15 protein-coding genes and 1 riboswitch are annotated in these 23,658 nt (G+C 68.4%); of the genes, 6 read left to right on the top strand and 9 right to left on the bottom strand.

All coding sequences use genetic code 11. The features are described from left to right. Nucleotides 1-53: 53 nt before the first annotated feature. Nucleotides 54-593 (bottom strand): hypothetical protein, encoded by a 540-nt coding sequence (locus RAB70_RS08195; protein ID WP_148829579.1) that lies wholly within the window; start codon nucleotides 591-593, stop codon nucleotides 54-56. A gap of 257 nt (nucleotides 594-850) precedes the next feature. On the opposite strand from RAB70_RS08195, the gene RAB70_RS08190 reads away from it, so the two are divergent. Next, complete coding sequence (locus RAB70_RS08190; RefSeq protein ID WP_017910504.1) at nucleotides 851-2,878, top strand: sodium-translocating pyrophosphatase; 2,028 nt, start codon at nucleotides 851-853, stop codon at nucleotides 2,876-2,878. 56 nt (nucleotides 2,879-2,934) lie between these two features. Here the strand turns inward: RAB70_RS08190 and RAB70_RS08185 are convergent, their stop codons facing one another. Further along, nucleotides 2,935-3,423 (bottom strand): hypothetical protein, encoded by a 489-nt coding sequence (locus RAB70_RS08185; protein WP_148829580.1) that lies wholly within the window; start codon nucleotides 3,421-3,423, stop codon nucleotides 2,935-2,937. Nucleotides 3,424-3,621: 198 nt separating this feature from the next. Between RAB70_RS08185 and ppa the strand changes: the two genes are divergently transcribed. The 3 genes from ppa to RAB70_RS08170 all read left to right on the top strand — a co-directional run bounded on the left by ppa (nucleotide 3,622) and on the right by RAB70_RS08170 (nucleotide 6,718). After that, nucleotides 3,622-4,155, top strand: a complete 534-nt coding sequence (gene ppa / locus RAB70_RS08180; RefSeq protein ID WP_017917485.1) for an inorganic diphosphatase — start codon at nucleotides 3,622-3,624, stop codon at nucleotides 4,153-4,155. 158 nt (nucleotides 4,156-4,313) lie between these two features. Beyond that, complete coding sequence (locus RAB70_RS08175) at nucleotides 4,314-5,429, top strand: HDOD domain-containing protein (protein ID WP_148829581.1); 1,116 nt, start codon at nucleotides 4,314-4,316, stop codon at nucleotides 5,427-5,429. A 494-nt stretch (nucleotides 5,430-5,923) separates the two neighbouring features. Then, the gene (locus RAB70_RS08170; RefSeq protein WP_148829582.1) at nucleotides 5,924-6,718 is read left to right on the top strand and encodes an isocitrate lyase/phosphoenolpyruvate mutase family protein; all 795 of its coding nucleotides are present in this window, start codon (nucleotides 5,924-5,926) and stop codon (nucleotides 6,716-6,718) included. Nucleotides 6,719-6,965: 247 nt separating this feature from the next. On the opposite strand, the gene RAB70_RS08165 is transcribed toward RAB70_RS08170, so the two are convergent. The 6 genes from RAB70_RS08165 to RAB70_RS08140 all read right to left on the bottom strand — a co-directional run bounded on the left by RAB70_RS08165 (nucleotide 6,966) and on the right by RAB70_RS08140 (nucleotide 18,443). Continuing rightward, entirely contained in the window at nucleotides 6,966-9,821 is a 2,856-nt protein-coding gene (locus RAB70_RS08165; protein ID WP_148829583.1) for a TonB-dependent receptor, read from the bottom strand. Between the two features lie 49 nt (nucleotides 9,822-9,870). Next, on the bottom strand, nucleotides 9,871-10,767 hold the full coding sequence (locus RAB70_RS08160; RefSeq protein WP_026144680.1) for a helix-turn-helix transcriptional regulator: 897 nt from the start codon (nucleotides 10,765-10,767) through the stop codon (nucleotides 9,871-9,873). A 120-nt stretch (nucleotides 10,768-10,887) separates the two neighbouring features. Beyond that, nucleotides 10,888-13,203 (bottom strand): winged helix-turn-helix domain-containing protein, encoded by a 2,316-nt coding sequence (locus RAB70_RS08155; RefSeq protein ID WP_148829584.1) that lies wholly within the window; start codon nucleotides 13,201-13,203, stop codon nucleotides 10,888-10,890. 262 nt (nucleotides 13,204-13,465) lie between these two features. Further along, a complete protein-coding gene (locus RAB70_RS08150; RefSeq protein ID WP_017910513.1) occupies nucleotides 13,466-14,131 on the bottom strand; it encodes an ion channel in 666 nt (221 codons plus the stop codon). A 153-nt stretch (nucleotides 14,132-14,284) separates the two neighbouring features. Next, nucleotides 14,285-16,162: a phosphomethylpyrimidine synthase ThiC gene (gene thiC, locus RAB70_RS08145; RefSeq protein WP_148829585.1), complete on the bottom strand. Its 1,878-nt coding sequence runs from the start codon at nucleotides 16,160-16,162 to the stop codon at nucleotides 14,285-14,287. A gap of 111 nt (nucleotides 16,163-16,273) precedes the next feature. Further along, nucleotides 16,274-16,374, bottom strand: a riboswitch (TPP riboswitch). Nucleotides 16,375-16,586: 212 nt separating this feature from the next. Beyond that, a complete protein-coding gene (locus tag RAB70_RS08140; RefSeq protein ID WP_148829588.1) occupies nucleotides 16,587-18,443 on the bottom strand; it encodes a methyl-accepting chemotaxis protein in 1,857 nt (618 codons plus the stop codon). A 367-nt stretch (nucleotides 18,444-18,810) separates the two neighbouring features. Between RAB70_RS08140 and RAB70_RS08135 the strand changes: the two genes are divergently transcribed. Next, nucleotides 18,811-20,382 carry a BCCT family transporter gene (locus RAB70_RS08135; RefSeq protein WP_148829586.1) on the top strand — a complete coding sequence of 524 codons (1,572 nt, stop codon included), beginning with the start codon at nucleotides 18,811-18,813 and terminating at the stop codon, nucleotides 20,380-20,382. A 22-nt stretch (nucleotides 20,383-20,404) separates the two neighbouring features. On the opposite strand, the gene ggt is transcribed toward RAB70_RS08135, so the two are convergent. Further along, nucleotides 20,405-22,126: a gamma-glutamyltransferase gene (gene ggt / locus RAB70_RS08130; RefSeq protein WP_170268113.1), complete on the bottom strand. Its 1,722-nt coding sequence runs from the start codon at nucleotides 22,124-22,126 to the stop codon at nucleotides 20,405-20,407. A 490-nt stretch (nucleotides 22,127-22,616) separates the two neighbouring features. Between ggt and ilvC the strand changes: the two genes are divergently transcribed. Then, a complete protein-coding gene (ilvC, locus tag RAB70_RS08125) occupies nucleotides 22,617-23,624 on the top strand; it encodes a ketol-acid reductoisomerase (protein ID WP_010343386.1) in 1,008 nt (335 codons plus the stop codon). Nucleotides 23,625-23,658: the final 34 nt, after the last annotated feature.

Below are 23,658 nucleotides of genomic sequence, written 5' to 3'. Positions count from 1 at the left end.
CCTGCCTGCGCGATGCAGGCGTGACGGCCGAGGCGGCTCGACAATCCTCCCGCTCAGCGGCAGGCCTTGCCTTCCACCGTCATCTGCGCGGTGAACTGCGGCACCTGCGGGACCTTGCCGGCGGCCGCCTGCTGCTTGGCCTCTTCCAGATAGATCCGCGACTGGCCCTGGCCATCGCGCTCGGTGTTCAGCGCCACCGGCTTGCGCCACACCCGCACCACCGCCTGCTGCGACGGACAGGCGGCGCTGGGCACGCGGATCAGATCGTTGAACTTCCAACCGGTGGCCTCGCTGGGCTTGGCCTGGTCGAACTCGACCAGCCTGGCGCGCGGCTGGCAGGTCGGGCTGCTGCGCACCGCGGAGAAGCGGTAGGGCTGCGCCGCATCGCCGGTGTACTCGCCCTCGAAGCGCACGCAGGCCTCGGGGATCTGACGGATGGTATGCACCACGCCCACCGCCTGCGGCGCGCTGGCCGGGCGCTGCAGTTCCGGGGTCGGGTCGGCGGCTGCAGCGGCCAGCGGCGCCAGCGCACACAGGCCGAGGGCCAGGATCGAGGCGCGTGCGCGCAGCCTTGGGGAAATCGTCGATTGCATCGGAGGGCTCCTGGGAGGCGATGCGCCACGCTGCCACGCACAGACTGAACCGCACGCCAAAAGTGAGACGCCCTGCCTGGTCGCTGGCGGCATCACGGAGGCAGGCGCATACTCGCCCACGTTCAGGCCAGATGACATTGCGATACGCACCAGCGGCGCGCGTTGTGGCCGCGGAGTCGTTGCATGCTTCAGCTCCTACGGTGTGATCCCCCGGTATGTCCAGCGCTTGGGCGCCATCCACATCCTTGGGAGGGGTCATGCTGGAACGATATGCGGTCACCGTGGCACTGGCGTGCGCGGCTCTGGCGGTGCTCTACGGCATCGTCTCCACGCGCTGGATCCTGGCGCAGCCCGCCGGCAACGAACGCATGCGGCAGATCGCCGATGCGATCCAGGAAGGCGCCCGCGCCTACCTCAACCGCCAGTACCTGACCATCGCCATCGCCGGCGCGGTCCTGCTGGTGCTGGTCGGGGTGTTCCTGAGCTGGTACACCGCCGGCGGCTTCGCGATCGGCGCGGTGCTGTCCGGGGTCGCCGGCTACATCGGCATGAACCTGTCGGTGCGCGCCAACGTGCGTACCGCCGAAGCGGCGCGGCGCGGGCTGGCGCCGGCGATGGCGGTCGCGTTCCGCGGCGGCGCGATCACCGGGATGTTGGTGGTCGGGCTGGGCCTGATCGGCGTTGCCGGCTACTACGGCCTGCTGCAGTGGCTGGGACACAGCGTGGGCGACAGCCTGCATGCGCTGGTCGGCCTGGCCTTCGGCAGTTCGCTGATCTCGATCTTCGCGCGCCTGGGCGGCGGCATCTTCACCAAGGGCGCCGACGTCGGCGCGGACCTGGTCGGCAAGGTCGAGGCCGGCATTCCCGAGGACGACCCGCGCAACCCGGCGGTGATCGCCGACAACGTCGGCGACAACGTCGGCGACTGCGCCGGCATGGCCGCCGACCTGTTCGAGACCTACGCGGTCACGGTGATCGCGACGATGCTGCTGGGCGGGCTGATGGCCGCCGAGGCCGGGCGCAACGCGGTGCTGTATCCGCTGGTGCTGGGCGGGGTGTCGATCGTCGCCTCGATCGTCGGCACCTTCTTCGTGCGCGTGCGCCCGGGCGGTTCGATCATGGGCGCGCTGTACAAGGGCGTGGTGGTCTCGGCGGTGCTGGCGGCGCTGGCGTTCTGGCCGGTGACCCAGCAACTGATGGGCGACACCGCCGCCGGTGCCGGCAAGCTCTACGGCTGCGCGCTGATCGGGCTGGCGCTGACCGGGCTGATCGTGTGGATCACCGAGTACTACACCGGTACCCAGTACAAGCCGGTGCAGCACGTGGCGCAGGCCTCGACCACCGGCCATGGCACCAACATCATCGCCGGCCTGGGCATCTCGATGAAGTCCACTGCGCTGCCGGTGATCGCGGTGTGCGCCGCCATCTGGGGCGCGTTCGCGCTGTCGGGCCTGTACGGCATCGCCATCGCCGCCACCGCGATGCTGTCGATGGCCGGCATGATCGTGGCGCTGGATGCGTACGGCCCGATCACCGACAACGCCGGCGGCATCGCCGAAATGGCGGAACTGCCGCCGGAGGTGCGTGCGGTCACCGATCCGCTGGATGCAGTCGGCAACACCACCAAGGCCGTGACCAAGGGTTATGCGATCGGCTCGGCGGCCCTGGCGGCGCTGGTGCTGTTCGCCGACTACACCCACAACCTGCGCGCCGCGCACCCCACCGAAACCTTCGCCTTCGATCTATCGGACCACACGGTGATCATCGGCCTGCTGATCGGCGGCCTGATCCCCTACCTGTTCGGCGCGATGGCAATGGAAGCGGTGGGCCGCGCCGCCGGCGCGGTGGTGGAGGAAGTGCGGCGGCAGTTCCGCGAGATCGCCGGCATCATGCAGGGCACCGGCAAGCCGCAGTACGACCGCGCGGTGGACATGCTGACCCGCTCGGCGATCCGCGAGATGATCGTGCCCTCGTTGCTGCCGGTGGCGGTGCCGATCGTGGTCGGCCTGTTGCTGGGCCCGCGCGCGCTCGGCGGCCTGCTGATCGGCACCATCGTCACCGGGCTGTTCGTGGCCATCTCCATGACCACCGGCGGCGGCGCCTGGGACAACGCCAAGAAGTACATCGAGGACGGCCATTTCGGCGGCAAGGGCAGCGAGGCGCACAAGGCCGCGGTCACCGGCGACACCGTCGGCGACCCGTACAAGGACACCGCCGGCCCGGCGATCAATCCGCTGATCAAGATCATCAACATCGTGGCGTTGCTGCTGGTGCCGCTGCTGTAGCCACACGCGCAGCGGGCATCGGCGACATGCCGGCGCCTGCTGCGCGTCCTTTGCCGCTACAGGCAGTCGATCAGGCCGTCGTTGATGCTGTGCTCGCTGTGCGGCAGCGGCGCGAACAGCGGCCGCTCGCCCGACAGCGCCGCATACAGCGCGTGCAGCCGGGTCTGCGGCTGCAGCGGGGTCCGGCAGTGCCATAGCCGCGCATCGACCACGACCCGGCCGGTGTCCGCATCGATACTGGCCTCGCTGGCGCCGAAGCTCCAGATGCACTCCCCGATCACCCCGTCGCGCTGGCGCACCGAGCAGCGATAGCGCAGCGGCCGGTAGTCGCTGTAGTCGCCTTCGCAGAAGGTGTCGCCGCAGAGCTGGTCGAAGTCGTGCGCCAATCGTCGCTCCAGGTCGGCGAACGCCTCCCAGCCCTCGCCCGGGGCGGGATAGTCCATCGCATCCACGTAGGCCGGTTGCGCCTGCTGCGCCTGCGCAGCGCCGCAAGCCAGGACCAGCACCGCCAGCAGCGGCAGCATCGATTGCCGGATTCCGTTCATCGTCTTGCTCCTTGGGTGGGGACAGTGGCCACAGGATCGCCGCCGCCCGATTCCGGCACCATCGGAATGCGCCCCATGCGGGCCGGTATGGAGTCTGAAACCGCTGTAGGAATCCTCCGAACCGCCGTGCGCTGCATTGCAACAGCCAACCGACTAGAATGCCTGCCTCTTTAGAAGCCACTCCACTGGAGCTAGCGCATGGGTCTGGAACTGGTCACCTCCGGCAAGAACCTGCCGGAAGAAATCAACGTCGTCATCGAAATCCCGAAGGATTCCGAGCCGGTCAAGTACGAAGTGGACAAGGCCAGCGGCGCCATCTTCGTCGACCGCATCCTCTCCACCCCCATGCGCTACCCGTGCAACTACGGCTACGTGCCCAATACCCTGTGCGGCGACGGCGACCCGGCCGACGTGCTGGTGGTGCTGCCGCTGCCGCTGGTGCCCGGCTGCGTGGTGCGCTGCCGCCCGGTCGGCGTGCTGAAGATGAGCGACGAGGCCGGCAGCGACGAGAAGATCCTGGCGGTGCCGGTGGCCAAGGTGTTCCAGGGCTATGCGCACATCGAGGACATCACCCAGGTGTCCGGCCACTGGATGGAGCGCATCGGCCACTTCTTCGAGCACTACAAGGACCTGGAGAAGGGCAAGTGGGTCAAGCTCGACGGCTGGGGCAACGCCGAGGAAGCCAAGCGCATCCTGCGCGAGTCCGTGACCCGCTTCGAAGCCGGCGCCTGAGCCGCCGCCACGGCGGGGCGCCGCCGCCCCGCCGTGGCTGATCCGTTTCACGTTTTGCCGTTGCCGGGGCGCCGCCCTTCGGGGTTTGCGGTACATTGCGCCATGGCATCACCGAGCCCGGTCCGTCCGCGATCCGGCTCTTCTTGGGGGACAGTCTCTTGCGCATCCTGTTCGTCGGCGACGAAGCCAGCCTTCCGTCCGAAGTCACTGAATACATTCGCGATCTTGGCGACGACTGGCAGGTCCAGAGTGTTGCCGACGGCAATGCCGCGATCGCCGCGGCGGCCACGGTGCGCCTGGATGCGGTGATCGCCGCGCCGACGCTGCCGGACCTGACCACCGCCACCCTGCTCGGCCAGATCCGCACGCTGAGCCCGGAAACCATCCGCATCGCGCTGATCGAGGCCGAACAGAGCAATCGCGCGCCGCCGGCGCGGATCATCGGCGTGGCCCACCGGTTCCTGCCGCTGCCGCTGTCCCCCGAAATGCTGCTGGAGGCGGTCACCAGCCTGGAGGAACTGCAGGAACTGCTGGGCAACCCGCGCCTGCGTTCCAGCATCGGCCGCATCGAGAAGCTGCCCTCGCCGCCGCATCTGTACCTGAGCCTGATGCACGCGCTGGAGCAGGACGAAGGCAGCAACGCCGCCGACCTGGCCAAGCTAGTCTCGGCCGACCCGGCGATCGCGGCCAAGGTGCTGCAGCTGTGCAATTCGGCGTTCTTCTCCAACGGCCGCACCATTTCCGACCTGCGCACCGCCGTGACCCGGCTGGGCACCGCCACCCTGCGCGACTTGGTCCTGGCCAGCGAAGTGTTCTCGGTGCAGGCGCTGTCCAACACCGAGCGCAACGCGCTGCAGCAGCGCTCGCTGCTGGCGTCCAAGCTGGCCGCGAAGATGCTGCCGGCTTCCAGCGTCGAACTCGGTTCGACCGCGGCGCTGCTGGCCGACATCGGCCTGCTGCTGCCGGGCGTGCGCGACGAGCGCGAGCCGCCCACCGATGCCAACGACACCCGGCCGGGCCACGCCGAAGCCGGTGCCTACCTGCTGGGCCTGTGGGGCCTGCCGATGCCGATCATCGAGGCGGTGGCCTTCCATCGCCAGCCGCAGCGTTCCAGCACCCGCAGCTTCTGGGTCACCGGCGCGGTGCACGTGGCGATGGCGCTGGCCAGCGGCTCGGAGGTCGACGAGGAGTACCTCTCCAAGACCGGCATGCTCAACAAGCTGCCGAGCTGGCGCGAGCATGCCGAGAACCTGATGGGACTGACCTCGGCCTGAGCCCGACCGTGGCGCGCGTCGCCCGCTCGCGAGCGCAGCTCCAGGAGAAGTCGGCGAAGCGGGCGCCCTCGCGCACCGCTTGCTGCACCAGAGCCGGCCAGTCACTGCCCAGCCCGGTGAAGCTTGCGTTGCTCGTACACCTCGGCGATACGCTCGTGCTGCAGGCCCATCGCGCCATGTCCAGCAAGGCCTCGTACACCGAGAGCGGATGCTGCAGGCGTTGCAGCGGCAGCACGACACGCTGGTGCACTCGCGCCAACACGTGTCCGCGGTCTGCCCGGTGGTGGCATGCCCCGTCAATCGCATAGGACAGCTACAAGTGCAGTTGCCTGATGATGCATTCAAGCCGAGCTTGTCCGCTGGCGCGGCCAAGTTGACCTAGTTCAAGCCTTAGGTAAGGTTTCGGTTTGTCGAGGTTGATGTCCGAAAATGGCAAGACACTTAGCGCGGCCGATGCCACATTTCGGCCACTCGCCCGCCTAAGGCAACACGTCATGAGCGCACCCGTTTTTTTCAGGTTTTTAGACCTTCATCGCACCAACACCCCCCTGTTAATCGCCAACGCTTGGGATGCCGTCAGCGCAGCACTCTGGCAACGGGCAGGCGCTCCAGCTATCGGTACCAGCAGTGCGGCTCTGGCCTGGGCTTGCGGCTATGCCGATGGCGGTGCACTACCGCTCGATGCACTATTGCATCAGGTACGCGCCATTGCCCGTGTCTCGTCAGTTCCGGTCAGTATCGATCTGGAGGACGGTTATAGCGACGACCCGCACGCCGTGGCGGAGCTGGCGAAGGAAATCGCGGCCATCGGTGCGGTTGGGATCAATCTGGAAGATGGTGCAGGTACGCCCGAGCTGTTGATGGAGAAGATCCGCATGGCCCGTCAGGCTCTCGGCGACACGCCGCTGTTCATCAACGCACGCACCGACGTTTACTTGCGCGGCCTCGCTTCCGGGCGTGATGCGGTGGACATGGCGATCCATCGCTTGTCTTGCTACCGGGACGCAGGTGCAGACGGCGGCTTCGTGCCAGGCATCACCGATATCAAGGAAATTGCCGAGATCGCGGCAAAGGTCGCGATGCCGCTCAACGTAATGACGGTTCCCGGGCTACCGTCGCTGCTGGCATTGCGCGAGGCCGGTGTGCGTCGGATCAGCGCAGGCCCGGCGCTGTTCCAGCACGCTTTCGGTGCCGGCGTGAACAGTGTCGAAGACTTCCTAGCCGGCAACTTTTCCAGCGTGCCCCGCGCTGGCATCGAGTACGCCAGCCTCAACCGATTGCTTTGGTAGAACGGTAGCCGCCATGGGCACGGCGACACATTGCCCAGGCGGGCCGCCGCGCTCATACCAGAAATCAAAGATGTTCCCCTCAACATCAGGCAAGACGGCGCGGATCTTGAGGAAAACGTAGGCGCCGTCGCGGCTGTCTCGACAACCCCAACCTTATCGGGTTGGCCGTGTGCCTGTCTCCCCTCAGTTGGGTGAACAAAAAAAGACGGGCCTTGCGGCCCGTCTTCGTGTCACGCAAACAGCTCGATCAGAAGCGCTGGGTGTACTTCATGTACACGTAGCGACCGATGTCGAAGCCGCCGTAGTAGGCGAAGCTGCTGTTCGGCGCCGAGTACATCAGCGGGCCGCGGTGGTCGAACACGTTGTTCGCACCGATGGCGATCGTCGCGTCCCACGGCGCCTTCCAGTTGACCTGCAGGTCGTGGAAGGTGTTGGAACCGGTGTGACGCAGCGGATCGGATTCGCCGTTGGCGAAGTGGTCCGGCGCATCGCAGTAGTCCGTGGCCAGCGAGATGCAGCTTTCCTTCATGCCGGAGTAGTAGCGCAGGGTGTAGTTCACACCGAAGTCGCCCATCGTCCAGTTCACGCCCAGGTTGGAGCGCACGCGGAAGATGCCCGGCTCGCCCACGCGACCGATCGTGATGTTGTCGCCCGCGGCGTTCTGGCCGGCTTCGTCGTACTTGCTGACGTAGCTGGTCTGCCAGTCGATCATGATCTTGCCGAACGCCATTTCCGGCAGACGGTAGCGGATGCCCAGATCGTAGCCTTCGGTCTCCATCTGGCCGAGGTTGGCCACGCCGTAGGTCATCGCCGAGATGTGGCCGTCGGCGGCGCGGGTCACGCCGGCGCAGCGCTCGGCATTGCCCAGCACGTAGCAGTCGCGCAGGATGCGGTCGACGCTATCGGCGATGATCATGTCCTTGATCTCGTAGCGGTACCAATCCAGCGAGATGTCCAGACCCTGAACCCAACGCGGGCTCCACACCAGACCGGCGGTCTTGCTGGTGGAGGTTTCCGGACGCAGGTTCGGGTTGGAGCCGCTGATGAACTCGTCCGGGGTCTGGCACGGATAGGTGGTGCACGGCACGTAGCCCTGGCCCAGCTGGGTGTAGCCGACCGGCACGCCGGCCGCGGTGCACGCCGCATTGCCGTTGACGCTGTTCGGCGCGCCCACGCCGCACGGATCGACGTACGACTCGAAGCTGCTGCTCAGGCCACCGTACAGATCGCTGATCGTCGGGGCGCGGAAGCCCTCGGCGTAGGTGCCGCGGACCAGCAGCTCGTCGATCGGCTTCCAGGTGAAGCCGAACTTGGAGTTCACCGTGTCGCCGAAGTTGCTGTAGTCCGAATAGCGGCTGGCCAGGTTCAGGGTCAGCTGCTTGGCGAACGCCATGTCGGCCAGGATCGGCACGTTCAACTCGAGGTAGAACTCGTCCAGATCGTAGTTGCCGGCGGTGGTCTTGGCGCCCAGGCCGGTGCTCTCACCCGACTGCGCGAAGGCGTCCGGCGAGAAGCGGCCTTCTTCCTTGCGGTGCTCGTAGCCGACCGCGATGCCGAGGTCGCCCGCCGGCAGCGTCGCCAGCGTGCCGCTCAGGTTGGCGGTGTAGCTGGTGGTCTTGGTCAGGCCGGTATCGGTGAAGTACGGGAACAGGAACGCCTGGGTGTCCGCATCGGCCAGCGAGCCCGGGCCGGCCACGCCGAACGGCAGCAGCGGGTTCCACGGGCGGCAGGCGCTCAGCGACACCGGCGCGGCGGCGGTGCCGCACTGGGCGACGCCGTTGGCGTTGATGAAGGACGAACCCAGCGCCTGGCGCGCCGCGATCAGGCTCATGTCGCCGTGACCGGTCTTGGTGCTCTCGTTGCGGTTCCACAGCGCACCGACGTCCCAGTCCCAGCTCTTGTCGGCGAACTCGAAGGAGCCGCTGATGGTCGGCGCGAAGCGCGTGGTCTTCAGCTTGCTCTCGGTGGTACGCGGCACTTCCCAGAGGCGGCGGCGGAAGTCGATGTCCTGGCCGATCGGGTTGAACGCGCTGTCGCCGGCCAGCGGGGTGCCGAACGCGGCCGACTGGTACGGATAGCCGGCGATCTGCTGATCGGTGGTGCGCTCGTTGTAGAGCACGTCGGCGTTGAAGACGATCGAGTCGGTCAGGTCGTAGTTGGCATTGGCGAACACCGACTTACGCTCGATGCCGGTCTGCACCATCATCTGCTGGTTGGAGTTGGCGCGCTCGGCCGCCGTCAGCGGGTGGTAGTCGGCCGGATTGTTCGGGTTGCCGCCCTGGTTCAGGGTCTGCCACACCGCCACGTTCGGATCGGAACAGTCCACGGTCAGCGGGTTGCACCAGCTGCCGTTCTGGCTGATCGGGCTCCAGCTGCTCGGGGTGGAGTTCGGACCACGGCTGCCGTCGCGGCTGAACCAACGGTTCTTGGCGAACACCGGATCCTGCTTGGAGTACTCGGCGGTCAGCGCCACGCCACCGCGCTCGCCCTGGGTGCCGATGGTGAAGGAGTACTGCGAGGTCTTGCCGTCGCCTTCGCCGAACTGGCCGAACTCGGCCGAGACTTCGGCGCCGTCGAAGCGCTTGCGGGTGATGATGTTGACCACGCCGGCAATGGCATCGGAACCGTAGATCGACGAGGCGCCGTCCTTCAGCACTTCGATGCGCTCGATCGCCGCCATCGGGACCTGGCTCAGGTCCTGCAGGCCGGAGGTGGTCGCGCCCAGGCGCTTGCCGTTCAGCAGCACCAGGGTGCGCGCGGCACCGAGGTTGCGCAGGTCGACGTAGTAGCCGCCGACGTTTTCGCCGGACGCTAGCGCATCGGCGCGCGAGATCGCCGGGGAACCGGCCGAGGTCAGGTTCTGCAGCACGTCGGCGACCGAGGTGTAGCCCTGGCGCTCCAGCGCCTGGCGGTCCAGGGTCAGGATCGGCTGCTGGGTTTCGACGTCGGCGCTACGGATGCGCGAACCGGTGATTTCGATCCGGTCCAGCGTGGTGGTGGACGAGGCGGCGGCTTCTTGCGCGCCGGCAATCGCCGGCGTCAACGCGATCGCGATGCTGGCGGGCAGCAAGCCCAGCCGCACTGCGGGAGTGCGAAGGTTCATCAATCTCTCCAGGGTAACGTTAGGGGCGTGTTAAGACGCCCTCGGCACGTTACGTTCCGGTGAGCGCGGCTGCTTTGCCGCTGTCGCCTGCAGACTTTGCCGATTCTGGCGGCACGGTGCTGCCATGGCGATATTGCGAGGCGGAGACGCCGAAGCGAGCGCGGAACGCCCGCGCGAAGCTGCAGCAGTTGTCGAATCCGCTGGCGGCAGCCACCTCGCCGATCATCATCGTGGTGTCGCGCAACAGGTCCGCCGCGCGCTCCAGGCGCAGCCGCGCCGACAACGCCTGCGGGCTTTCCTCGTACAGGCTCTGGAACGTCTTGGACAGGTACCAGCCGGAGAAGTTGGTCAGCTCGGCCAGTTCGCTGATCCGCACCACGCGGTCGCGATGGCCGTCCAGATACAGCCGCGCACGCTGCATGCGCCCGAACACCTGGCGCTTGCGCATCCGCGAGCGCCCGGGACAGCGCTGCACGCGGCGCGACAACTCGCCCTGCATGGAGGCCAGGTGCAGCAGCACCGGCCGCATCGCCAACGCATCGCCGGGCCGCGCCGCCGCCTGCCGCCACAGGCGCAAGGCGGTCCGCGTCTCGCGCAGCGACAACTCGCCGCGCCCCGCATACAAGGTCTCGTCGGCCATCCGCCCCAAGGCCTTCAGCGCCTCGCCATCCAGGCTCAGCCCGATGCACAGGCCGTCGCGGTCGGTCTGCAGCATCGGCCGCGAGTCGCGTTCGAAAGCCAGCCACTGGCCGCGGCGCAGGGCGAAACGCCCCTCCTTGGCCTCGATCCAGGCGCTGCCACGCAACTGCAGCCAGACCGTGAAGGCATTCGCCGAGGCCTGCACGCTGGCCAGGCGCGCCGCGCCCAGGCAGGCCGGACCCGCCGGCGCGTCGTCGGCGTCCAGCACCAGTTGTTGTCCATGATCGACCAGGAAAGATTGCCGCATCCGAGCACCTGCTTGACGTAAACCGGCGCGCAGTCTTTGCCGAATGTGGCGGCAGGTCAGGACGTCTTGGCGATAGTTGTCCGAAATCGCCACGACGCCCTTACGAACAACTTACGAAGCCTATTTTTCCTTCCGGATCAGCCAGTTGTGCGAGATGGTCGAGAACCATTCCGGCTGCTCGTGCACGCGCATGAAGCCGATCTCGCTGCCATCCTCGACCGCCAGTGCCACATAGGCGTCGCCACTGCGCGGATCGATGCTGAAGCCGTTGACCGCACTGAAGTGGTCGCGGTCCAGGCACACGCTTGCAGCGAGGCGACCGTCGATCCGCGCCATGCGGCTGGCGCATTCGCCGGTCTGGAACAGGTAATGCACCGCACCCTCGGGGCCCAGCGCCCAGCTGCGGTAGCGCCACAGCGATGGCAGACTGTCGTCCACGACACGCACGCTGGCCAGATCCAGGCTGGCATCAACACGCCACAGGCCGCTGCGCGCGAGCCGGGTGAACAGGATCTCCCCAGTGGCAGGATCGGCACGGACCTGGGAAACATCCGGCAAGGTCGCCAAGGGCCGCCAGGGCACCGCGCGCCGGTCGTACAACTGCAGGCGGGTGCGGCCGTTCTCGCCCAGCAGGACCAGCAGTTGACCGGGTTCGGTGGTGTACAACGCCTGCAGCGGCTCGCCGGCCGGCACTGGCAAGGCCGCCACACTGCCGGATTGCGGCCGGACCTCATAGATCGCCGAATGCCCCTGCGCATCGCGGCCGCTGACCAGCAACGCCTGGCTGTCGGCCGACCACGCCAGCGGCTGCCGGGTCTCCGGCCGCACGCCCTCGATCAGCCGCAACGAGGTCGGCTGGCGCACATCGCCCCACCACAGCGCGTAGCTGCCGTCGCGATCGGAGGTGAAGGCGAGTTGGCGCCCGTCGGGCGCGATGCTCGGCTGGCCGTCGCGGCCGGTGGACGCGAACAGCCGCTGGCGCTCGCGCGGCACATCCGCCGCTCCCGCCCGGATGCGGTACACGGCGAACTGCGGACGCCGGTGCACGAACGCCAGGCTACCGCCGTCGCGCGCCAGCCGCGGCGCCTGCGCATCGCTCAACCCCAGGTCGCGCAGGCGCCGGGTCTGCGTGTCCAGCCGGTACAGCCGGGTCTCGCCATCGACGCGGCGCCCGAACACGATGCCCTGCCCGTCGCGCGCCCAGTCCCAGCCGCGGATTTCGGCGAATTCATGGGTCAACGGCTCGGCGGTGCCGCCGGCCGCCGGCATCCGCCACAGCCCGCCCATCTGCGGATTGCGCACGAAGGCGATCCATTTGCCGTCCGGCGAGTAGCGCGGCGCGTAATCGAAATCGCCGGCGGCGACCGGATAATCCAGCGCCGTCCAGCGCCCGCTGCCCAGATCCAGCACGCGGATGCCGCGCGCCGGCTGACGCCCGTTCATGCTGCCGAACACCAGGCCGCGGCCATCCGGCGTCCAGTCGAAGCTGAGCAATTCGCTGTCGTCGCAGCGCGCGACCTCGCGCGCGGGCGTGCGCCCGTCGGCCTGCACCAGCATCACCCGGCACTGGCGGTCGGCACCGAGTCGGGCGAAGGCGATGTGCGTGCCGTCGGGCGACCAGGCGGGCAGGCGGTCGGAGGCGCCGCGGGCCGGGACGCCCAGCGAGCGCGGGGGCGTACTGCCGGCGGCGCCGCTGGTCGGCTGGATGAGCAGCTGGGTGCCATCGCTGCCGGTGGCGCGTGCGGCATAGGCCACCTGCGCGCCATCCGGAGACAGCGCCGGCTCCAGCTTGAACCCGGACATGGCGGTGATCAGCCGGTACGGCCGCTTGGGGCTGCCCAGCACGCGTTCCTGCTCGGCACTGTCGGCGGGCACGGCCTCGGGGCGTGCGAACCACCACCAGCAAGCCAGCGCCAGCACCAGCATCGCCGCCGCACCGGCGGCGGCGGCGAGCCATGACGGCGCGCGCCGCCGCGCCGCAGGGGCGATGGCCGGAACACGCGCCGCAGCCGTCTCCGTGGCGGCGTCCGTGTCCAGCGATGGAGCCGCCGCCGCGCCCGCCTCGGCCTCGACATCCGGCAAGGCCTGTACCGGTGCCACCAGGCGGTAGCCGGTCTTGGCCAGGGTCTCGATGTACACCGGAGCCTCGCCGCGCACGCCGGCCGCGAACGCCTTGCGCAACTGGGTGATGGCCTGCGTCACCACATCGTTGGTCGGCTGCGTGTCCGGCCAGACCTGCGCCAACAGCGCCTCGCGCTCCACCACCTGACCCGGCTGCCCCAGCAACACCCGCAGCACGCCCATCGCCTTGGGCGTGAGCCGTTGCGGCCGGCGCGCGCGCGGGGCGTGCACCTCGCGCAAGGACAGCAGCACCAGGCAATCGCCCACCTGCATCCGTTGCGGAAGCGTCGGTGTGGCGAACGATGAGGAAACCATGTTGGACAACGAAGAACGCCGTGAGGGAGGTGCCGCGAATGCGGCGGCTGCGCGACCACGCGTGGCCCCGTGACAGAGGCCAACGAGCAAACTCGGCAAAACGAGGCAGCGGATGCCGCCAAGCGCGGCTTGTCACTCAATTCTACTCTAGTCATCGCCGCCGCCAACCGCGACGACGCATTCAGGCTCTCTCTCCGCCGACGAAATTCACATAATCGCTCCATGACTGCGCGCCCCTGGGCGCGCTTTTTTTACGCCACGTTCACGTCTTCATGTGGCGTGTGACGCTGAGCCCAATCAGTCGCGACACCACCAAGGCGATGTACATCACGCCGGCGAACTGTTCGATCATCACCAGCGCGCGGGCGAACGGCTGCACCGGCACGACATCGCTCAGGCCCACGCCCGAGAGCACGCTGAAGCTCAGATACAGCAATTCCATCCAGGTCCGCGGCGAGGCCGCGTCCACGGCCGCGGTGAAGCTGCCCGGCAGCCATTGCTGGCACACCGCGAAGACGAACGCGAAGGCCCAGGCCAGCAGCGTGAAGGTGGCGCCGGCCGCATAGAGCTCGTCGCGAGTGACCACGTGGTCCTGCAGCATGTAGGCGATCAGGCTGCCGGCGGTATAGAAGTACAGCAGGCTTTCCAGCAATTGCGCCCAGGCGGTCATCGCCGGATTGCCGAGCAGCGCCGCGGCGATCGACAGCGCCACCGACGGCAGCGCCAGGCAACAGGCGATCCACAGCGCCGAGGGTCCGCGGTTGACCACCCACAACGCCAGCGCCAGCACCACGATGCCGAAGGCGCCGAACAGCGCGCGCCCGGCCGCGGTGTCCTCCATCCAGGGATACAGCAGCACGCCCAGCAGTTGCACCGCGAGCAACAGCGCGGACGGATGGCGACGCAGCGCGAACGCATAGCGCAGCATGGGACATTCCCTGTGGCGACCAGCGCGCATGATAGACGGGCGTGTGCATGGCGCTGTCGTCACGACCGAAGATGTCGGCCGCACCTGCCGTGCGAGCGCACGGCAGGCTTGGCGTTGGACCGGCGCGTGCGCACACGTGCAGACCTCGACAGCTCACTCGGCGCGGTACACCTGCGCGCCAGCCGCCAGGAACTGCGCCGACTTCTCGGCCATGCCGGCCTGCAGCGCCGCTTCCGCGTCGACCCCGTGCTCGGCGGCGTAGTCGCGCACGTCCTGGGTGATCTTCATCGAGCAGAAGTGCGGTCCGCACATCGAACAGAAATGCGCCAGCTTGTGCGCGCCCTTGGGCAGGGTCTCGTCGTGGAACTCGCGCGCCTTCTCCGGATCCAGGCCGAGATGGAACTGGTCGTCCCAGCGGAACTCGAAGCGCGCCTTGGACAAGGCGTTGTCGCGCACCTGCGCGCCGGGATGGCCCTTGGCCAGGTCCGCGGCGTGCGCGGCGATCTTGTAGGCCATGATGCCGTCGCGCACGTCGGCACGGTTGGGCAGGCCCAGATGCTCCTTGGGTGTGACGTAGCACAGCATCGCGGTGCCGAACCAGCCGATCATCGCCGCGCCGATCGCCGAGGTGATGTGGTCGTAGCCGGGCGCGATGTCGGTGGTCAGCGGCCCCAGCGTGTAGAACGGCGCCTCGCCGCACTCGCGCAGCTGCTTGTCCATGTTCTCCTTGATCAATTGCATCGGCACGTGGCCGGGGCCCTCGATCATGGTCTGCACGTCGTGCTTCCAGGCGAGCCTGGTCAGTTCGCCCAGCGTTTCCAGTTCGCCGAACTGGGCGGCGTCGTTGGCGTCGGCGATGCAACCCGGGCGCAAGCCGTCGCCCAGCGAAAAGGCCACGTCGTAGGCCTTCATGATCTCGCAAATGTCCTCGAAGTGGGTGTAGAGGAAGTTCTCGCGATGATGCGCCAGGCACCACTTGGCCAGGATCGAGCCGCCGCGCGAGACGATGCCGGTGACGCGCTTGGCGGTCAGCGGGACGTAGCGCAGCAGCACGCCGGCATGGATGGTGAAGTAGTCCACGCCCTGTTCGGCCTGCTCGATCAGGGTGTCGCGGAAGATTTCCCAGGTCAGTTCCTCGGCGCGGCCATCCACCTTCTCCAGCGCCTGGTAGATCGGCACGGTGCCGATCGGCACCGGCGAGTTGCGTACGATCCATTCGCGGGTCTCGTGGATGTGCTTGCCGGTGGACAGGTCCATCACCGTGTCCCCGCCCCAGCGGATCGCCCACACCAGTTTCTCCACTTCCTCGGCGATGCCGGAGCTGACCGCGCTGTTGCCGATGTTGGCGTTGATCTTGGTCAGGAAGTTGCGGCCGATGATCATCGGCTCGCTTTCCGGATGGTTGATGTTGCACGGCAGGATGGCGCGGCCGCGGGCGATCTCGTCGCGCACGAACTCGGGCGTGATCTGCCGCGGGATGGCGGCGCCGAACGCTTCGCCGGGATGCTGCACGCGCAATTGCGCATCGCGCAGGTCCTGCAGGCGCTGGTTCTCGCGGATCGCCACGAACTCCATTTCCGGGGTGACGATGCCGCGCCGTGCGTAATGCATCTGGGTGACGTTGGCGCCGTCGCGGGCGCGTCGCGGCAGACGCCGTGCCGGGAAGCGCACCGCCTGCAGGCGCGCATCGTCCTCGCGCGCGCGCCCGAACTGCGAACTGAGCCCGGCCAGCGCCACGCTGTCGCCGCGCTCGGCGATCCAGGCGGCGCGCAGCGGCGCCAAGCCGGCGCCGAGATCGATCCGCGCCTGCGGGTCGGTGTACGGCCCGGACGTGTCGTAGACGGTGACCGGGGCATTTTCCTCGCCGCCGAACACGGTGGGCGTGCGGGTCAGCGCGATCTCGCGCATCGGCACCTGCAGATCGGCGCGTGAGCCCGGCACGAAGATCTTGCGCGAACCGGGGATCGGGCGGGTCACCGCCGCGGACAAGGTGTCGGTCTGCTGCTGCAGCGGATTGGGTACGGCGTTCATCGGCGTTCGTCCTGGTTCAAGTGACCCGCAGGGGAAGCGGGACGGGTGCGAGCGGACTCGCATCTCGGACGAAGCGGCGGCGCGGGCCCGCCCCGGACGCGCACGCGCCCGCAGCGGACTTGCGAAGCTTCCCTACGCCGGTATCAACCGGATCAGGTTCGAAGGGACTGTCTCAACCGCGGCCTGCGCCGACGGTACCCCCGCTTCTGCGGCTATTAGACCCGTTTCCGCCGCTCGCCGCCAACCGATGCGACTGAACGCCGGCACAGCCGCCGCGCGCATGTGTCAGCGCCGCCACACGCGGCGGCGCCGGCGACAAACCGCGGCCACGTGGCCGACCTAGCCTGCGCGCACAAGAATCAGAGCTCTCTCTCATCGCCGCCGGCACTGCCGGCGGCATTTTTTTGCCAACGCGCGCGCCGGCTCATTCCAGCATGTAGGCCACGCGCAAGCCGCCCCAGTGGCGCCCGCGGACATGCACCGGCACCGACAGGTCGAACAGGATCTGCCCGGTATCGCGCCGATACACCTGCAGCAGATAGGGCTCGGTGTGGCGGCCGACATTGCGGCCGACCCGGTCGGCGAAGATGCGCTTGCTGCGGTTGCCGACCAGGTCGCGCGCGCGGTCGCCACTGAGCGGCTGGCTGAAGCGCAGATTGTGGGTCGGCACGTAACCGTCGACGTTCGCGCAGATCGCGAACACGATCCACGGATGCGCGGCCAGCAGCGGCTCCTGCAGCGGCGGCAACAGCTCGTCGCACAACGCATCGAATGCGGTGCGGTACTTGGGCGGGTCGATGCCGGGGATCGGCACGTACTCGGTGGAGAACAGCGCCTCCTCGCCGATGCGCCCGCGTATCAGCGCTGCCTCGAAGGCCTGGCCAACGCTGACCACAGCGGCCTGGGCCAGATCGCGCACGCGCGCATGCCGTGGCTGGCGCATCGGATCGGCGGGCAGCCGGAACAGGTTCACGCAGTCGTGCAGGGTGTCGCTGCCCGCGGCCAGGTCGGCGCTGCGCTGCACCACCTGCGCGGCGTGCTGCAGATTGCTGCGGCTGAGCCCGACCACGTGCTCGATGGCACGGTCGATGCCGCCGATCTCTCCGCTCTGCGTGGCGATGCGGCCGGCCACCGCCTCCATCGCCGCACTGGCGCGGCCGAGCAACGCGCCGATGCCGCCCAGCACCTGCTCGGTGCGCTGCGCCGAGGCCGCACTGTCCTGCAGGGCGGCGCCGGTCTCGCCGATGATGCTGCGCACGTCGCGTGCCGCGGTGGCAGCGCGCTCGGCGAGTTGCCGGATTTCGGTGGCGACCACCGCGAAACCGCGCCCGGCCGGGCCGGCATGCACCGCTTCGATGCTGGCGTTGATCGAGAGGATGTTGGTCTGGAATGCGACCGCATCGATCACCTCGATGACCTGGTTGGCGCGTGCCGAACGCCGCGCCACCTCCTGCATCGCCTGGCCGAGGATGCGCGCCGCCTCCACGCCCTGGCGGGCGCTGTCGTCTGCGCTGGCCGCCACCGCGATCACCGCGCGCAGGTCGCGGTCCGTCTCCTGCAGGCTCTGCAACAACTGCCGGGTGGTGCCCAGCACGGTCTGCAGCGCCTCCAGTTGGGTCTGGGACTGCCGCGCCAGTTCGTCGTTCTCGGCGACCACGTGCGGCACGTCGGCGGCGATCTGCAGCGACAGCGCCACCGCCTGGCGGATCGCCTCGGCCAGGTTGCCGAAACCGGCCGACAGGCGCCGCCCCGGCATCGCCTCGGCCTCCTGCGCCGACAGCGGCGTGTGCAGCCCCAGATCCAGATCGCAGCCGGTCAGCCGCTCGCCGACCCGATCGAGCAGCGCCTGCGCCGTCACGCCCTCCTGGATCCGCTGCGCCACCGCCTGTAGCGCCGGGCTGATCGCGCCCTGGGCCTGGCCGGCACCGAGCAGGGCGACGTCGCGCAACAGCGCCGCGGTTTCCGGATGCGGCAGCGACAGCAGCCAGCCCTGGCCACCGCGGTCGCGGTCGCGCTGGTAGCGCACGCGGCGCGTGGGATCGGCTCCTGGCGCCTGCCAACTGCCTTCGCTGTCGACCAGGGCGGACAGCGGCAAGCCCCAGACCGCCTCGCTGGCGGCGCCGAGCAGCGTTTCGGCCGGGACGCCCAGCAGGTCCAGGGCGGCACGGTTGGCGGCACTCACGCGACCGTCGGGCTCCAGCCGCAACAGCGCGATCGGGGCATCCGGCAAACCGGCAATGGGCGCGGCGTCGGCATCGGGACTGCGTGAGAACAAGGCCATCGGCGTCTTCCTCAGTGCTGCGGCCATGGTATCGGCTCCTGCCGCGCCCTCGCAGCGACACACGCTCCAACCGGGATCACCATCATGCAAGGGATGCGCATCGGCAGACCTGCCGACGACACGACCATGACGTCGTCTTCGCGAACATGGGGCCATCGCAACGCCCGACCGCTTCTGGATTTGGCGCCAAACGTTCGATGTGGCGCGACCGTGCAGTGCACCGGCACTGCGATGCGGCAGGCCACACGCCATGGGCGCGACGCGACGCCGGTGCAGACCCGCTGCGTCGTCTCCCCGCCCGTTTGCCGTGGGTCGGTCTGACGGCCGTAGCGCCTCTCATCCGTTCCACGACTGGAGACACGCCCCCATGGTGTTCCGCATTTCCATCGCCTTGGTGGCGCTGCTGGTCCTGATCGCCGGCGTTGCCCCCGGCCCCTTCAATGACGTGGTGCAGACCGCGCTGACCGACGTGATCCGCAGCGCCGGCTGGCTGTACCTGCTGATCGTGTTCCTGACCCTGAGCTTCCTGCTGTACCTGGCGTTCGGTCGCTTCGGCAACCTGCGCATCGGCGGCGAAGACGCCGAGCCGGATTTCTCGCGCGGGAGCTGGCTGTCGATGTTGTTCGCCGCCGGCATGGGCATCGGCCTGGTGTTCTGGGGTGCGGCCGAGCCGATCTCGCATTTCCTCAAACCGCCGGAGGGGCTGGCGCCGGAGAGCATGCAGGCGGCACGCGCGTCGATGCGCTACGCCTTCTTCCACTGGGGCCTGCATCCCTGGGCGATGTATGCGCTGATCGGCCTGGCGATGGCCTGGTTCCAGTACAACCGCAACGGCCGCGGGCTGATCAGCGACATCCTGCAGCCGGTCATCGGCCGTCATCACCGCGGCTGGATCGGGCAGTGCGTGAACATCGCCGCGGTGGTCGCCACCGCGGTCGGCGTGGCGACCACGCTGGGTTTCGGCACCATCCAGATCGCCGCCGGCGTGCAGCGCGTGTTCGGGGTGCACGCCGGGGTGCCGTTGCAGTTGACGGTGATCGGCGTGGCCTTCGTGCTGTACATGCTGTCCACCAGCACCGGTGTGGAACGCGGCATCAAGTGGCTGTCCAACATCAACCTGGCGCTGGCGGCACTGCTGCTGGCCGCGGTGCTGGTGCTCGGCCCCACCGGCTTCATCTTCGACACCTTCACCACCACGCTGGGCGCCTACCTCAATCAGCTGGTGACGATGAGCCTGCGCATGTCGCCGTTCTCCGGCGACCGCTGGGTCGCCGACTGGACCATCTTCTACTGGGCCTGGTGGATCGCCTGGGCGCCGTTCGTCGGCGCGTTCATCGCCCGCGTCTCGCGCGGCCGCAGCGTGCGCGAATTCGTCGTCGGCGTGGTGCTGGCGCCGACCCTGCTCGGCTTCCTGTGGTTCTCGGTGTTCGGTGGCACCGCGCTGTGGTCGCAGCTGTTCGGCCACGTGGACATGCTGCAGGCGCTGCACAACGGCTACGAGACGGTGCTGTTCACCCTGTTCGACAGCCTGCCGGGGTCGCTGCTGCTGTCGAGCGTGGCGTTGTTGCTGCTGATGATCTTCTTCGTCAGTTCCGCCGATTCGGCGGTGCTGGTGCTGGCCAGCATGTCCACCGACGAGGCCGGCGACCCGCCGCTGGCGCGCAAGCTGGTGTGGGGCGTGGCGGTGGCGCTGATCGCCGCGGTGCTGTTGCTGGCCGGCGGCCTGGATGCGCTGCAGGGCGTGATCACCATCGCGGCGCTGCCGTTCGCCTTGCTGATGGTGCTGGTGATCGTGTCGCTGTACCGCGTGCTCGATGCCGAGTCCAACCGCCAACGCCGCCAGGCGCAACGCGCCCGGCACATGATCGAGGCCTGGATCGCGCGCGAACAGGCGGCGCGGGACGACGCAGACGCGGCGGCGCCCCGCGCACAGGAATGAACGCCCCCGCGCGCGGCCGGCCTCAGTAACCGGCGGCCTGCCCGTCCTTGCGGCTTTCCGAAGCGCCGTAGTACACGCCGCTGTCCGGATCGCGCGCGATCGCCTGGTAACCGCCGTACGGCCCGTCGGCGAAGATCACCCGATGACCCTTGCGCATCAGTTCGCGGATGGTGTCGTAGGCGAAGCCGGTTTCCAGGTTCAGCTCGCCGCCGTCGCGCATCGCCGTGGCCTGCCCGGTCGGCTCGGTGGAGCCGTCGTGCTGGATCCGCGGCGCGTCGCCGGCCTCCTGCAGGTTCATGTGGAAATCGATCAGGTTCATCAGGATCTGCACGTGGCCCTGCGGCTGCATCGCCCCGCCCATCACCCCGAAGCTCAGCCACGGCTTGCCGTCCTTGGTCACGAACGCGGGGATGATGGTCTGGAACGGACGCTTGCCCGGCGCGTAGCCGTTGGGATGGTCCTTCTGCAGCACGAACATCTCGCCGCGGTCCTGCAGGATGAAGCCCAGCCCCGGCGGCGCCATGCCGCTGCCCATGCCGCGGTAGTTGGACTGGATCAGCGACACCATCATGCCATCGGCATCGGCGACGGTCAGGTAGATGGTGTCGCCCTCTTCCAGCTGCTTCGGCGTGCCCGGCTGCACTTCCTTCAGCGCGCGGTCCATCGAGATCAGCGCGCGCCGCTGCGCGGCGTAGTCCTTGGAGATCAGCCGCGCCAGCGGCGCCGGCTGGAACGCCGGGTCGGCGTAGAAGCGCGCACGATCGGCGAAGGCCAGCTTCTTCGCTTCGGTGAACAGGTGCACGTGCTCGGCCGAGCCGAACGGGATCCTGGAGAAGTCGTAACCCTCCAGGATGTTGAGCATCTGCAGCGCGGCGATGCCCTGGCTGTTGGGCGGCAGTTCCCACACGTCGTAGCCGCGGTAGTTGGTGGACACCGGCTCGACCCATTCGCCGTGGTGGCTGGCCAGATCCTCGTAGCGCAGGAAGCCGCCGTTGGCCTTGAAGTAGGCATCGATGGTGCGCGCGATCGGGCCCTTGTAGAACGCGTCGCGGCCGCCGTCGGCGATCTGCTGCAGGGTGTTGGCCAGGTTCGGGTTCTTCCACAGCTCGCCCTTGCGCGGGGCGTGGCCGTCGATGGTGAACTGCTCCTTGAAGCCTGGGTACTGCGACAGCCGCGGCACCGAGCGATCCCAGTAGTAGGCGATGGTCTCGGCCACCGGATGGCCGTCGCGGGCGTAGCGGATCGCCGGCGCCAGGTTCTGCGCCATCGTCCTGCGCCCGAAACGTTCGTGCAGCGCGAACCAACCGTCGACCGCACCGGGCACCGAGACCGGCAGCGGACCGGTGGCCGGGATCTCCTTCAACCCGCGGCGCTGGAACTCGGCCAGGGTCAGCGCCTTCGGCGAACGGCCGGAGCCGTTGTAGCCGTACAGCTTCTGCGTCTTCGGATCCCAGACGATGGCGAACAGGTCGCCACCGACGCCGTTGCCGGTCGGCTCCATCAGCCCCAGCGCGGCATTGGCGGCGATCGCCGCATCCACCGCCGAGCCGCCCTCACGCATGGTCTCCAGTGCGATCTGCGTGGCCAGCGGTTGCGAGGTGGCGGCCATGGCGTGCGGGGCGATCACTTCCGAGCGGGTCGCGAACGGCTGGCCGGTGATGCGGTCGGCGGCCTGCGCCGGCACCGACGTCGCCAGTGCCAGCGCGAGCGCCAGGCGCGCCAGGGAAGGAAGCGAAACGGACATGCGCGGCTCTCCGGAGAACAGGGGACGCCCACCGTACCCGAGTGCGGCGGGTGCCGCCGCGCAGGCGCTCACATCGCGCCATCGCAAAGGCCGGATTTCCGCGCAATTGGCGCCATTCGCCGCCTGCGCCACCTCCGTTTCATGCGTAACCATGCAGTGCTGGCGCGGCTTTCGGCACATTCGCCCGCGGAGGCCCGCAACACAGTTGACAGTCGCGCAAAGCCCATGGTTATCTCGCTGCATGTTGCAACGCCACACCCGCCCGAAGTCGACCCGCCAGCCCGCCGCGTTGCGCGCGGACGCTGCTGCGTCGCTCCTCGTACTCGTGCTTATTACCTCGCCCACAAGTGCGGGACGAACCGGCGTGTAAGCGACAAGCAGCCAGGATTCGATCAGACCCCGCACCGGCAACGGCGCGGGGTTTTTCGTTTCAGTGACCACGAATGCAAGACCCCTCTCCACTCCAACACCGTTCAAGGACATCCGCACAATGACCAGTTCCGCCCAGCCCACCACCAAGATCGCCATCGTCGGTTACGGCAGCCAGGGCCGCGCGCACGCGCTGAACCTGCGCGAGTCCGGCTTCGACGTCACCATCGGCCTGCGTGCCGGCGGCCCGACCGAAGCCAAGGCGCAGGCCGACGGCTTCGTGGTGAAGAGCCCCGCCGAGGCGGTCAAGGACGCCGACCTGGTCGCGGTGCTGACCCCGGACATGGTGCAGAAGAAGCTTTACGAAGAAGTGCTGGCGCCGAACATGAAGCAGGGCGCGTGCCTGCTGTTCGCGCACGGCCTGAACGTGCACTTCGACATGATCAAGCCGCGCGCCGACCTGGACGTGGTGCTGGTCGCGCCGAAGGGCCCGGGCGCGCTGGTGCGGCGCGAGTACGAGATCGGCCGCGGCGTGCCGTGCATCTGGGCGGTGTACCAGGACAAGAGCGGCAAGGCCGAGCAGTTCGCGCTGGAGTACGCCGCCGGCCTGGGCGGCGCGCGCGCCAACCTGATCAAGACCACCTTCAAGGAAGAGACCGAGACCGATCTGTTCGGCGAGCAGGCGGTGCTGTGCGGCGGCGCCTCGTCGCTGGTGCAGGCCGGCTTCGAAGTGCTGGTGGAAGCCGGCTACCAGCCGGAAATCGCCTACTACGAAGTGCTGCACGAACTGAAGCTGATCGTCGACCTGTTCTACGAAGGCGGCATCACCCGCATGCTCGAGTTCGTCTCCGAGACCGCGCAGTACGGCGACTACGTCAGCGGCCCGCGGGTGATCGACGCGGCGACCAAGGAGCGCATGCGCGACGTGCTGACCGACATCCAGAACGGCACCTTCACCAAGAACTGGGTGGCCGAATACGACGCCGGCCTGCCGAACTACAAGAAGTTCAAGCAGGCCGATCTGGACCACCCCATCGAAACGGTCGGCAAGCAGCTGCGCGCCAAGATGGTGTGGCTCAACGGCGACGCCGCTGCCGCACCGGCCGCCGGCGGCACCAAGGCCGCGTAATCCGCGGCTCCCCACCCGCTTCCACCGAAAGGTC

It is taken from the genome of Xanthomonas sontii, from assembly GCF_040529055.1.
In the GTDB taxonomy this organism is placed as follows: domain Bacteria; phylum Pseudomonadota; class Gammaproteobacteria; order Xanthomonadales; family Xanthomonadaceae; genus Xanthomonas_A; species Xanthomonas_A sontii.
This window is presented reverse-complemented; position numbering and strand designations above follow the sequence as displayed.

Coding starts and splice junctions, on each gene's coding strand:
- RAB70_RS08195 (WP_148829579.1), bottom strand. CDS start 593: ATGCAATCGACGATTTCCCCAAGGCTGCGCGCACGCGCCTCGATCCTG.
- RAB70_RS08190 (WP_017910504.1), top strand. CDS start 851: ATGCTGGAACGATATGCGGTCACCGTGGCACTGGCGTGCGCGGCTCTG.
- RAB70_RS08185 (WP_148829580.1), bottom strand. CDS start 3,423: ATGAACGGAATCCGGCAATCGATGCTGCCGCTGCTGGCGGTGCTGGTC.
- ppa (WP_017917485.1), top strand. CDS start 3,622: ATGGGTCTGGAACTGGTCACCTCCGGCAAGAACCTGCCGGAAGAAATC.
- RAB70_RS08170 (WP_148829582.1), top strand. CDS start 5,924: ATGAGCGCACCCGTTTTTTTCAGGTTTTTAGACCTTCATCGCACCAAC.
- RAB70_RS08165 (WP_148829583.1), bottom strand. CDS start 9,821: ATGAACCTTCGCACTCCCGCAGTGCGGCTGGGCTTGCTGCCCGCCAGC.
- RAB70_RS08160 (WP_026144680.1), bottom strand. CDS start 10,767: ATGCGGCAATCTTTCCTGGTCGATCATGGACAACAACTGGTGCTGGAC.
- RAB70_RS08155 (WP_148829584.1), bottom strand. CDS start 13,203: ATGGTTTCCTCATCGTTCGCCACACCGACGCTTCCGCAACGGATGCAG.
- RAB70_RS08150 (WP_017910513.1), bottom strand. CDS start 14,131: ATGCTGCGCTATGCGTTCGCGCTGCGTCGCCATCCGTCCGCGCTGTTG.
- thiC (WP_148829585.1), bottom strand. CDS start 16,162: ATGAACGCCGTACCCAATCCGCTGCAGCAGCAGACCGACACCTTGTCC.
- RAB70_RS08140 (WP_148829588.1), bottom strand. CDS start 18,443: ATGGCCTTGTTCTCACGCAGTCCCGATGCCGACGCCGCGCCCATTGCC.
- RAB70_RS08135 (WP_148829586.1), top strand. CDS start 18,811: ATGGTGTTCCGCATTTCCATCGCCTTGGTGGCGCTGCTGGTCCTGATC.
- ggt (WP_170268113.1), bottom strand. CDS start 22,126: ATGTCCGTTTCGCTTCCTTCCCTGGCGCGCCTGGCGCTCGCGCTGGCA.
- ilvC (WP_010343386.1), top strand. CDS start 22,617: ATGACCAGTTCCGCCCAGCCCACCACCAAGATCGCCATCGTCGGTTAC.